The organism is Aestuarium sp., assembly GCF_023253315.1.
Classification (GTDB): domain Bacteria; phylum Pseudomonadota; class Alphaproteobacteria; order Rhodobacterales; family Rhodobacteraceae; genus Marivivens; species Marivivens donghaensis.
Map to the genome: position 1 here is coordinate 53,334 of NZ_JALRGW010000015.1, position 10,734 is coordinate 64,067.

The 10,734-nt window shown below is 57.4% G+C and carries 12 protein-coding genes; 5 read left to right on the top strand and 7 right to left on the bottom strand.

What is annotated here, in order from left to right; translation table 11 throughout:
- Positions 1–65 precede the first annotated feature (65 nt).
- Positions 66–773: a DUF3800 domain-containing protein gene (locus AC1QQ2_RS09240; protein ID WP_479712908.1), complete on the bottom strand. Its 708-nt coding sequence runs from the start codon at positions 771–773 to the stop codon at positions 66–68.
- Positions 774–787: 14 nt separating this feature from the next.
- The gene (gene rimO, locus AC1QQ2_RS09245; protein ID WP_479712909.1) at positions 788–2,161 is read right to left on the bottom strand and encodes a 30S ribosomal protein S12 methylthiotransferase RimO; all 1,374 of its coding nucleotides are present in this window, start codon (positions 2,159–2,161) and stop codon (positions 788–790) included.
- Positions 2,162–2,239: 78 nt separating this feature from the next.
- On the opposite strand from rimO, the gene AC1QQ2_RS09250 reads away from it, so the two are divergent.
- Entirely contained in the window at positions 2,240–2,566 is a 327-nt protein-coding gene (locus AC1QQ2_RS09250) for a winged helix-turn-helix transcriptional regulator (RefSeq protein WP_479712910.1), read from the top strand.
- Here the strand turns inward: AC1QQ2_RS09250 and AC1QQ2_RS09255 are convergent.
- From AC1QQ2_RS09255 to AC1QQ2_RS09265, 3 genes are all read right to left on the bottom strand, one after another.
- Complete coding sequence (locus AC1QQ2_RS09255; protein WP_479712911.1) at positions 2,563–3,246, bottom strand: SGNH/GDSL hydrolase family protein; 684 nt, start codon at positions 3,244–3,246, stop codon at positions 2,563–2,565. The two genes, AC1QQ2_RS09250 and AC1QQ2_RS09255, sit on opposite strands and share 4 nt — an antisense overlap.
- A gap of 110 nt (positions 3,247–3,356) precedes the next feature.
- A complete protein-coding gene (locus tag AC1QQ2_RS09260) occupies positions 3,357–3,794 on the bottom strand; it encodes a PaaI family thioesterase (protein WP_479712912.1) in 438 nt (145 codons plus the stop codon).
- An 89-nt stretch (positions 3,795–3,883) separates the two neighbouring features.
- Positions 3,884–4,480 (bottom strand): GcrA family cell cycle regulator, encoded by a 597-nt coding sequence (locus AC1QQ2_RS09265; protein ID WP_067550775.1) that lies wholly within the window; start codon positions 4,478–4,480, stop codon positions 3,884–3,886.
- A gap of 126 nt (positions 4,481–4,606) precedes the next feature.
- On the opposite strand from AC1QQ2_RS09265, the gene AC1QQ2_RS09270 reads away from it, so the two are divergent.
- From AC1QQ2_RS09270 to argF, 3 genes are all read left to right on the top strand, one after another.
- Complete coding sequence (locus AC1QQ2_RS09270; protein WP_105234214.1) at positions 4,607–5,410, top strand: ABC transporter permease; 804 nt, start codon at positions 4,607–4,609, stop codon at positions 5,408–5,410.
- Between the two features lie 196 nt (positions 5,411–5,606).
- Positions 5,607–6,785 (top strand): acetylornithine transaminase, encoded by a 1,179-nt coding sequence (locus AC1QQ2_RS09275; protein WP_479712913.1) that lies wholly within the window; start codon positions 5,607–5,609, stop codon positions 6,783–6,785.
- Positions 6,786–6,854: 69 nt separating this feature from the next.
- Positions 6,855–7,781 (top strand): ornithine carbamoyltransferase, encoded by a 927-nt coding sequence (gene argF, locus AC1QQ2_RS09280; protein WP_479712914.1) that lies wholly within the window; start codon positions 6,855–6,857, stop codon positions 7,779–7,781.
- Between the two features lie 72 nt (positions 7,782–7,853).
- On the opposite strand, the gene AC1QQ2_RS09285 is transcribed toward argF, so the two are convergent.
- Together AC1QQ2_RS09285 and AC1QQ2_RS09290 are read right to left on the bottom strand one after the other, a co-directional pair.
- Positions 7,854–9,335, bottom strand: a complete 1,482-nt coding sequence (locus AC1QQ2_RS09285) for an inorganic phosphate transporter (RefSeq protein ID WP_479712915.1) — start codon at positions 9,333–9,335, stop codon at positions 7,854–7,856.
- A gap of 83 nt (positions 9,336–9,418) precedes the next feature.
- Positions 9,419–9,880, bottom strand: a complete 462-nt coding sequence (locus tag AC1QQ2_RS09290) for an NUDIX hydrolase (protein WP_479712916.1) — start codon at positions 9,878–9,880, stop codon at positions 9,419–9,421.
- A 94-nt stretch (positions 9,881–9,974) separates the two neighbouring features.
- On the opposite strand from AC1QQ2_RS09290, the gene AC1QQ2_RS09295 reads away from it, so the two are divergent.
- Positions 9,975–10,734, top strand: a 760-nt coding sequence (locus tag AC1QQ2_RS09295) for an NAD(P)-binding domain-containing protein (RefSeq protein WP_479712917.1), incomplete at its 3' end; no start/stop codon positions are given.

Sequence of the window (10,734 nt, forward strand, 5' to 3'; positions counted from 1 at the left end):
GATGCGAAAACCGAAGAGATGTCTTTGCCTTTCGCTTAGCGAATAGCATCTTGGGGCCGTGAAATTCACCTAACATTCCAGATGTTTAGATGAGCCGAGTTAATCGGTGTATCATAAATTTCATCCGTAAGGCCTAGTTTTTTAAGAGCGTATTTTGTTAATTCAGATTTAAATTCGCCAGTGCTACCATCTAAATGATAACCATTTCTCGCGGAGCTAATTGCACCCAAAGTTACATCGAGGAGCTGTAGTGGGTGATGGAAGGCACTGTCGCACGGTGAAATATCTATTACCGCGGTGCTGTTACCCGAGTAGCGTCGGCGAAGAATATCCGCATTTAATCCTGATTTTATTTGTGGAAGATACTCTGTGCAGCAACCATTGTCAGGTCGAATAATTAACTTCGCACTTGATCCGAATTGCCTGCCGGCGCGATGCAAAAGGAGCGAATAAAAGGCCTTACTAATACTTGAAGTGTCCACCCTTTCGCCGTGAGCGTATTTAAAACGTAGATGCAAGTGGACATGCTTATCTTTTATGAGTGCAGCTAAAAGGTCGATGTATGCGCGATATATATTATCTCGACGCTTCTTTGCGGTCTTGTACTGGATTTGATTGTCTTGACCATCATACCCTTGGCTCGCTCGAAGCGCATATATGGCGCCTTCAACAAAAGGTAGTTGATCAAGAGGGATCGCCAAGCCACCGACCCCGAACCATTTGGAGCCTCGAATATGCGATTCATCGCAATAATAGATTATTTTCTGGGACAATTTCGACTGCGAGGTTACTTCAACACACCCCACAAATCATACTCGCCCGCTTCGTCTACCTCAACGGTAACAATATCACCCACTGACAACCCTTCGGTGCTTTCGTCGATAAAGAGGTTGCCGTCGATCTCGGGGGCGTCGGCCCATGTGCGGCAGGTTGCGATGCCGTCCTCGTCGATGTCGTCCACGATGACTTCGAGGGTTTTGCCGACTTTGGCCTGTAGCTTGGCTTCGGAAATGGCTTGAGCCTTTTCCATAAAGCGGTCCCAGCGGTCTTGCTTCACCTCATCAGGGACGTGATCGGGCAGGTCGTTCGACCGTGCGCCATCCACGTTTTCGTATTGGAAGCAGCCCACGCGGTCGAGTTGCGCCTCGTCCAGCCAATCAAGGAGCGTCTGGAATTCCGCTTCGGTCTCACCCGGGTAGCCGACGATAAAGGTCGAACGCAGGGTGATATCAGGGCAGACCGACCGCCACGCCGCGATCTCGTCCAGCGTTTTGGCTGCCGCCGCAGGGCGGGCCATGCGTTTGAGCGTGTCAGGGTGCGCGTGCTGGAACGGGATATCCAGATAGGGCAGGATCAGGCGGTCTGCCATCAGCGGGATCAGGTCACGCACATGCGGGTAGGGGTAGACGTAGTGCAGCCGCACCCAAGCGCCCAAGCTGCCCAGCTCACGAGCAAGGTCCGTGATATGCGCGCGGTGGTCCCGCTCGGTCGCATGTTTGATGTCAACGCCGTATGCGCTGGTGTCTTGCGAAATGACGAGCAGTTCTTTGACGCCCGCCTCGACCAGCTTTTCCGCCTCGCGGATCACAGCGTGGGCAGGGCGCGAGGCGAGTTTGCCGCGCATGTCGGGGATGATGCAGAACTTGCACTTGTGGTTACAGCCCTCAGAGATCTTGAGGTAGCTGTAGTGGCGCGGGGTGAGTTTCACGCCCGAGGCCGGCAGCAAGTCGATGAAGGGATCGGGCGAGGGCGGCACAGCGCCATGCACAGCGTCGAGCACCTGTTCGTATTGGTGCGGCCCCGTGACGGCGAGGATATTCGGGTGGTGTTCACGGATGTAATCGGGTTCGGCGCCCAGACAGCCGGTCACGATCACTTTGCCATTTTCCACGAGGGCTTCGCCGATCGCATCAAGGCTTTCCGCCTTGGCCGAGTCGAGGAACCCGCAGGTGTTCACAATCACTGCGTCCGCGCCCGAATAGTCAGGGCTGATCGCATAGCCTTCGGCCCGCAGGCGGGTCAGGATGCGTTCACTGTCGACCAAAGCCTTGGGGCAGCCGAGGGACACCATGCCGATGGTCGGCTGGCCGTTACGTTTCGGCTCCGAAAAGCGAGGTTTCGGGGCAAGGTCGGGGCGGAGGTTTGGCGGGTTCTGGGACATGGGGCGCATATAGCGTTGTAAATGGCATCTGGGAAGTGGTGCTAGACAGGGGGCGGTTCGCTCACGTATTGGTAAGGAATGAAGTATTCGTACCGTACCCGCAGCACCGACTGCCCTTATGAGCTGGCGATGGGCCTCGTGTCCAAACGCTGGAAGGCGCGGGTGCTGGATGTGCTGTCCCGTGGGACGCTGCGATATGGCGACTTGAAGGACGCGCTGGCAGGCGTGTCGGACAAGGTACTGAGTGCTGCCTTGGACGAACTGACCCGCGATGGTTTGATCAGTCGCACGGCTTTTGCCGAGATACCGCCGCGTGTGGAATATGCGCTGACCCCGCAGGGCGAAGGGTTGCTCGCTGCGATGGAGCCGCTACGCCGATGGGCGGAACGGGAAAACGGGCGCTAATCGTTTGCTGCGATGATTTTTGCGATCCGTGCGCCGATGGCTTGGCTGCCTTTGGGCGACGGGTGGACGAGGTCGAGGCCGTGATAACTGCGGTCACCAAAGGGTACGAGGTCTGACATCGCGACAAAGGTGATGCCATCGTCCGCTGCAGCCATGAGCGCCAGTCGACGATCCAGTTCGTCGCCCACGACACCGCAGCTTTCGACGGGGGCTTGGATACCAGGGGTTCTGAGGTAGCCAGAATAGATCACCTTTGCACCACGCGCACGCAGGGTCGCAACGAACTCTGGTATCGACCCTGAAAGACCATCCGCGCTGATTAGGCGATCCACCTGACGGTCGCAGGCGCGGCAGCCACAGCCGAACAGAATATCATTGCCGTAGCCATTCATGACCACCCATTCCCATGGGCCATCAATCACTTGTTTCGGGATACTAAGGCCTGCTGCACCGCTGACGGGGAGCGCATAGTTGATCCGTGCGCCAGAGACAGAGCGATCAACAACTTCTTCGCCAAGTTGATCCTCAATCGCATCTGAAACGGCTGAACCAGAACCGCGATTGAAGGCCATCATCGAATCGCCCAAAAGTAGAATTCGCACGTTTTCGGCGCGGGAGGGGGCTTCGCCGCAGCTTATTAAAGCAATGAAAACAAAACCTAAAAGCCACCGTAACGACATTCGACTACCTATCAAATGAACCCGCGCAGTTGAGGCTGCATCCTTGCTTCATATAGCAAAAGGGCCTTGTGCGCATATGACTTTACGCTGGGGAAACAGTTTGTCGCCGCTTAGCGTTCGCCTTTGCCGTGCATTGCCATGATGGTCTGTTGCATCACCGCGCAGAGCGTTTCGGTGCCATCCTTGACCGCATAGACATCGGCCTTGGTCAACAGCAGGGTCCGTCCCGCCCGCAGCACTGAACCTTTGGCGACGATCTTATCGCCGTTGGCTGGGGCAACCATGTTGATCTTATATTCGACGGTGAGAACGGATGTTCCCTCTGGCACCACGGTCATCGCAGCATAGCCCGCCGCAGAATCCGCAATCATTCCAACGACGCCACCGTGCACATATCCATGCTGCTGGAGAACCCCGTCCCAATGCGGGATTTCGATCTCGGCGCGGCCTTCTTCGATCACGGGGATTTCGGCATGGATCAACGCCATCGCCGATTGTTTGGCAAAGCTGTCACGGATGCGGGTGCGGGTGTCGTCACTAAATGTCATGCGGTGACGCTAGAATGGGATCCGTCAGTTTGTAAAACAAAACCCGCCGTCACGGGCGGGTTTCATTCGGTATCATTTGTGCTGAACGCTTAGCGACGACGGTCGCGGCGGGCGCTCATGGGTTGGAAGGCCACGCCAACGTGGGCTTCGCAGTAGGGCTTACCCTGTTGGGTCGGCAGACCGCAGAACCAGAAGTCCGGCGTTGCAGGGTCGCCGATCGGCCATTTGCAGGTCCGCTCGGTCAGTTCCATCAGCGACAGTTTCTTTGCGGTCTTTTCAACCTCGTTCACCTTGGCCAGAGCCTCGGGCGAGATTTCATTTGCAGACGGCTGCGGCGGCAGAGGCTGACCCGCTGGGATGATCGCCTTGCGTGCAGGGCTCATCGGGATCGGCGCGAGCGTCGTTTCAGCCGGTTTCGGCTCTGCCTTCGGCTTGGGCGCTGCAGCCGCTGCGGGTTTCGGTTCCGCCTTGGCGACCTTGGGCGCTGCGGGTTTTGCCTCTTTGGCAGGTTTTGCGGGCGCTGCAGGAGCCGCGCCAGTCGTGCGGTTCGATAGGCCAAGACGATGCACCTTACCGATGACCGCATTTCGGGTCACCCCGCCAAGTTCTTTGGCGATCTGGCTGGCCGACTGGCCTTCGCCCCACATCTTTTTCAAGAGCTCGACGCGTTCGTCGGTCCAGGACATATTGCGTTCCTTTGGCTAATTGGGCGGGCGCATCTGCGCATCCGACCTTGCATCATTGGTCAAGGGACTATTCTAAGCACGTGGGCGCGGGATACAAGCGTTCGAATCGCGAAAACGGAGGCAAAGATGTCACAAGATGCCGGAATGGGTGTGCGTAGGTTCGGAAAAGTGAACTGGTTGGGCCTCTATACCCTGTGCCGACGCGAAGTTTTGCGATTCCTGAACGTCTGGTCACAGACGCTTATGGCGCCGTTGATCAACGCGGGCCTGTTCCTTTTGATCTTTACCATCGCGATTGGATCGCAACGCGGTGACGTGATGGGCGTGCCGTTCATGCACTTCCTCGCACCGGGTATCCTGACCATGACGGTGATCCAGAACGCGTTTGCGAACTCGTCCTCTTCGCTTACCTCGGCCAAGGTGCAGGGCAATATCGTGGACACGCTGATGCCGCCCTTGTCGGCGGGTGAATTGGTGACGGGATACATCGCAGGTGCGGTTGCGCGTGGCCTTTTGGTGGCTGTGGTGATCGCGATTGGCGTCTGGCTGTTCCTCGGCGTTGGGATGCAGCATCCGCAGTGGGTTCTGGTTTTTGTGGTGCTGGGCGCTGTGTTTATGGGCGGCTTGGGTATCATCGCAGCCATTTTCGCCAATAAATTCGACCAGCTTGCTGCGATTTCGAACTTTGTCGTGACGCCTCTGTCGTTCTTGTCGGGGACGTTCTATTCCATCGACGCGCTGCCGCCTGTGTTGAACAAACTCAGCCACGTGAACCCGTTTTTCTACATCATCGACGGTGTTCGTTTCGGCATGATCGGTGTGTCGGACGGAAGCCCATGGCGCGGCCTGTGGGTGGCAATCTTGGCCTGTGCGGTCGTCATGTCGATCTGCTGGTATTGGTTCAAGCGCGGCTACCGCCTGAAAGCCTGACAAAACACTTTGCGAATATCTCGGGGTCGCCTATACGCGGCCCCATGATGACCAATGCGAAAATCACACTGATTCGACGCCGACGCTAATTTTTAGCGCCGTGCGCCTTTTTGCGCATCCATCTGACTTCCTTATACATTGACACGCCTTTGCCCCTGCGGCACCAATCAGGCTTCTATTTACAAAGGGTTTATCCATGATCCCCTCAGTCTTGCCGACTTATAACCGTGCACCTCTGTCTTTCGTCTCTGGCGAAGGCTCTTGGCTGGTGGAGGCATCGGGCCGACGTTATCTCGACCTTGGGGCAGGGATTGCGGTGAACGCTCTTGGCCATGCGCACCCTGATCTGGTGGCAGCCCTGACGACCCAAGCCAACGCGCTGTGGCACGTGTCGAACCTTTATAACATTCCGGCTCAGCAGGAATTGGCGGACCGTCTGGTCGCGGCGACCTTTGCGGATACCGTGTTCTTTACCAACTCGGGGACAGAGTCCTGCGAACTCGCCGTGAAAATGGCGCGGAAGTATCACTACGAAAAAGGTCAGCCAGAGCGCACGACCATCATTGCGTTGGAAGGATCGTTCCACGGTCGTTCGTCGGCTGGTATCGCTGCGGCAGGGTCCGAGAAAATGACCAAGGGCTTTGGCCCGCTCCTGCCTGGGTTCAAGCACCTGAAATGGGGGGATCACGAGGCGCTGACCGCTGCGGCGGCAGAGGCTGATGTCGGTGCGCTCCTGATCGAGCCTGTGCAGGGCGAGGGCGGCATTCGTCCGCTTCCTGATCAGTGCCTGAAGGGTCTGCGCGATCTGTGCGACCAGCACGGTATTCTGTTGATCCTCGACGAGGTTCAGTGCGGCATGGGCCGGACGGGTAAACTCTTTGCGCATGAATGGTCAGGCGTGACGCCTGACATCATGATGGTCGCCAAAGGCATCGGCGGTGGTTTCCCGCTGGGCGCCGTTCTGGCCACTGAAAACGCGGCATCTGGCATGACGGCAGGCACCCACGGGTCGACCTACGGCGGCAACCCACTCGCTTGTGCGGTTGGGAACGCGGTGATGAAGGCCATCGCGGATGATGCGTTTTTGGCAGAGGTGAACCGTAAGGCGGCCCTGCTGCGTCAAAAGCTCGAAGGTTTGGTAGCGGCACACCCTGACGTATTCGAGGGCGTGCGTGGGTCTGGCCTGATGCTTGGCCTCAAATGCAAAGTCACCAACACCGATGTGGTCAAAGCGGGCTATGACGCCGGCGTTCTGACCGTTCCTGCGGGTGACAACGTGCTGCGCCTTTTGCCAGCTTTGAACATTACCGACGAAGACATTTCCGAGGCCGTTACACGCCTCGACACAACTGCAACGAAACTGGAGCAAGCCTGATCGTCTGATGGCATTGAACCTTCGCGGGTGAAGGGCGCAGCCCCGATCCCGACGACGAAAGAAAACACTATGAAACACTTCCTTGATATCCACACCACCTCGCCCGAAGAACTGCGGACGATTATTGATAACGCCAAAGCGATGAAAGCGGCTCGTAACGGTCGCCCCAAAGGATCGGCTGACGACGATAAACCGCTCGACGGTCGCATGGTCGCGCTGATCTTTGAAAAGCCGTCGACCCGTACTCGCGTGTCGTTCGATGTGGGTGTGCGCCAAATGGGCGGTCAGACGATGGTGCTGTCTGGTGCGGATATGCAGTTGGGCCATGGTGAGACGATTGCAGACACCGCGCGGGTTCTGTCGCGCTACGTGGACATGATCATGATCCGCACGTTCGAAGAGCAAACGCTGCTAGAGATGGCTGAGTACGCGACCGTGCCTGTGATCAACGGTCTGACCAACCGCACCCACCCCTGCCAGATCATGGCTGACATCCAGACCTTCGAAGAGCACCGCGGTTCTATCGCGGGCAAAAAGGTTGTCTGGTCGGGTGACGGCAACAACGTTTGCGCGTCCTTTATCCATGCGGCTGGGCAGTTCGGGTTTGATCTGACCTTCACAGGTCCGTCCTCGCTCGACCCCGAAGCGGTGTTTGTCGAAGAGGCCCGCGCCAAAGGGGCGAATATCGTGATTGAGCGCGATCCGATGAAAGCCGTTGAAGGTGCGGATCTGGTTGTCACCGATACTTGGGTGTCGATGCATGACCCCGTATCTGCACGCGAGCGCCGTCATAACCAACTGCGGGGCTATCAGGTAAACGAACAGTTGATGGCAGCGGCAAAGCCTGACGCGCTGTTCATGCACTGCTTGCCTGCGCACCGCGATGATGAGGCGACCAGCGCCGTGATGGATGGCCCGCATTCGGTGATCTTTGACGAGGCAGAAAACCGTCTACATGCTCAGAAGGCTGTGATGCGTTGGTGCTTGGGCGTTTGACCTAGTCGTTAGTTCGAAATGAAAAAGGCGGGCCCGAGGGTCCGCCTTTTGCGTTTGGTCCGATAGTCTAGATCAGTGACCGAAGATGCCGTTGAGCACGTAGAACACAACAGCCGACAGGCCAGCCGCTGCGGGCACGGTAATGACCCAAGCCGCGACGATGGTCATAAAGTGGCTACGACGCACCAGCTTACGGCGGCGACGCTCTTCGGGGGCGAGGCGTTTTGCTTCTGGCCTATCGAGGTTCAGCTTACGCGCGCGGCGGCTGTGATCCCATTCGCGATAGAAGCCCACACCGAACACACCACCAACCGCGATGTGGGTCGACGACACAGGCAGACCCAGCCAGCTCGCAACGATCACGGTGATCGCAGCAGAGAGAGCCACACAGTATGCGCGCATCGGGTTCAGTTTCGTGATCTGAGAGCCGACCATGCGAATGAGCTTGGGACCAAAGGTGACGAGGCCGAACGAAATGCCCAACGCGCCGATCACCATAACCCAGATCGGAATGTGCACTTTGCCAGCGATTTCACCGAACTCTTGGGTGTGAACGATTGCGGCCAGCGGACCAACAGCGTTCGCCACGTCGTTCGCACCGTGTGCAAAGGATAGCAGCGCCGCAGAGATGACCAGCGGCAGACCGAACAGCACCTTGAGCGACTTGTTACGGTTCTCGAGGCCTTGGGATTTCTTGCGGATGTAAGGCGACGACAGAAGGTATGTCGCAACACCCACAGCCAGACCGATCAGCAGAGCAGGCCCGAGGTCGATGGAGATCAGCTTTTTCAGGCCCTTCACCGCGAGGTAAACCGCAAAGACGCCAGCCATGATGCCGATTAGCACAGGCACCCAACGGCGTGCGGCTGCGATTTTGTCCTCACGATAGATGATGAAGGTTTTGATGAACCACAGGAACAGCGCAGCAATCGCGCCGCCCAGCACAGGTGAAATCACCCAGCTCGCCGCGATTTGGCCCATCGACGTCCAGTTCACGGTGGCCAGACCTGCCGCCGCGATACCAGCGCCCATTACGCCGCCAACAACAGAGTGGGTCGTGGACACAGGCGCGCCGATCCAAGTCGCAAGGTTCACCCAGAGCGCCGAGGACACCAGCGCGGCCATCATCGCCCAGATGAACATCATCGAGCTGTCAAAGCCCGCAGGATCGATAATCCCCTTGGAAATCGTCGAGACAACATCCCCACCAGCGAGCAGTGCGCCCGCGCTTTCGCAGAGGGCAGCGATGACAATCGCGCCGCCCATAGTCAGCGCATTCGCGCCCACCGCAGGCCCCATGTTGTTCGCAACGTCGTTCGCCCCGATGTTGAGCGCCATGTAAGCGCCAAAGACCGCAGCAGCTACGACCACAGCCGAACCTGAGCCTAGGCCGAACACGAATGCCGCGGCAAAGCCAGCCAGCACCATAAAGGTCAGACCGAGCCCGAAGCCGATCATGGGACGCGACACATAGAGTGTTGCCGTTTCGAGCGTCGAAATCCGGTTAAGATCGCGATCGAGGGTTTTCCAGCTCGACTTGTCTTCTGAGGTCATCAGATTGGCCTGTCATAAAAGTGTTACAATTGGCAAGTCGGGTAAGGATTACCCGATACGATTGCAACCATTTCTTTGCAGCACTATCCGTTAAGGGTTCGCAAAAATTCGGCCATATCGGCGTCTTCGACGAAGTCTGCGGCGCGGTCAAACGGCACCCATTTGCGCTTGCGCTTGTCCTTCTCGGGGAATTTGTTGGCCAGTTTTTCGACCTCTATCGCATAGACATATACGCGGCAGTCCCGCTCTATCCCGTTGTCGACCGTCTTTTTCCCGTCATAGGTGCCGACAGGTTCCTTTGCAGCGCGCGCGTTTTTGACGCCCGCCTCTTCCCATGCTTCCTGCAGTGCAGTCTGCGAACCGCTCATCCCGTCAATGGGCCAACCTTTCGGCAGAATCCAACGACCATTGGACGATGTGACCAAAAGCACCTCATCACCAGACTTGGTCTCACGTATGCACAGCGCCGCAATCTGAACCAACGCAGGGCGGTTCAGCATCGGGGACACGACTTCGGTCCAGGCTGTGCGTAAAAAAGGTACCATATATCCGCCTAGGGACGTTTATATTTCGTTGTCTAAGTCTTATCAGAGCACCCAGAGAGAGGCAAACAACGAACCCGAAAAGGACGTTTTTTAAATGACTCAAATTGCCAACCTTGGCCTCTATGGCCTCGGAACAATGGGCAGCGCACTTGCGCTCAATATCCTCGATAACGGATTTGCGCTCCATGTTGCCAACCGTTCCGCCGATGTCACCGCTGAATTTGTTGCCGAAGCGGGCGATCTCGCTGCAAAATTGACCTCGCACGCGAGCCTTGCGGATATGGCGCGTAACATGCCTGCGCCCCGTGCGATCATCTTGATGGTTCCTGCGGGCAATCCCGTCGAATCTTCGATCGAAGAACTTTGTGATCTGCTCGAACCGGGTGACACGATCATCGACGCAGGAAACACCGATTTCCACGACACCCGTCGCCGCACCGCTCTGGTCGAAGGCCGTGGCCTAACCTTTATCGGTATGGGCGTTTCGGGAGGCGAAGAAGGTGCCCGTCACGGTCCGTCGATCATGGTCGGCGGCACGCCCCAAGCATGGGCTGGCATCCGCCCCGTCATTGAGGCCATCGCGGCAAAGTTCAACGGCGAGGCTTGTGCTGATCACCTTGGTCCTGATGGTGCAGGGCACTTTGTCAAAACCGTGCACAATGGCATCGAATACGCCGACATGCAGATGATCTCTGAACTCTACGGGATTATGCGCTACGGTCAGGGCATGTCGCCTGCTGAGATCGGTGCACGTTTTGAATCGTGGGACACGGGCGCTCTGCAATCCTATCTGGTGGAAATCACGGGTAAGGTGCTTCAGGCTGTTGATAACAAAACGGGCGCACCAGCCGTTG

What these genes read in the sequence shown, in the direction of transcription:
- rimO (WP_479712909.1), bottom strand. Translation starts at nt 2,161, where the DNA reads ATGTCCCAGAACCCGCCAAACCTCCGCCCCGACCTTGCCCCGAAACCT.
- AC1QQ2_RS09250 (WP_479712910.1), top strand. Translation starts at nt 2,240, where the DNA reads ATGAAGTATTCGTACCGTACCCGCAGCACCGACTGCCCTTATGAGCTG.
- AC1QQ2_RS09255 (WP_479712911.1), bottom strand. Translation starts at nt 3,246, where the DNA reads ATGTCGTTACGGTGGCTTTTAGGTTTTGTTTTCATTGCTTTAATAAGC.
- AC1QQ2_RS09260 (WP_479712912.1), bottom strand. Translation starts at nt 3,794, where the DNA reads ATGACATTTAGTGACGACACCCGCACCCGCATCCGTGACAGCTTTGCC.
- AC1QQ2_RS09265 (WP_067550775.1), bottom strand. Translation starts at nt 4,480, where the DNA reads ATGTCCTGGACCGACGAACGCGTCGAGCTCTTGAAAAAGATGTGGGGC.
- AC1QQ2_RS09270 (WP_105234214.1), top strand. Translation starts at nt 4,607, where the DNA reads ATGTCACAAGATGCCGGAATGGGTGTGCGTAGGTTCGGAAAAGTGAAC.
- AC1QQ2_RS09275 (WP_479712913.1), top strand. Translation starts at nt 5,607, where the DNA reads ATGATCCCCTCAGTCTTGCCGACTTATAACCGTGCACCTCTGTCTTTC.
- argF (WP_479712914.1), top strand. Translation starts at nt 6,855, where the DNA reads ATGAAACACTTCCTTGATATCCACACCACCTCGCCCGAAGAACTGCGG.
- AC1QQ2_RS09285 (WP_479712915.1), bottom strand. Translation starts at nt 9,335, where the DNA reads ATGACCTCAGAAGACAAGTCGAGCTGGAAAACCCTCGATCGCGATCTT.
- AC1QQ2_RS09290 (WP_479712916.1), bottom strand. Translation starts at nt 9,880, where the DNA reads ATGGTACCTTTTTTACGCACAGCCTGGACCGAAGTCGTGTCCCCGATG.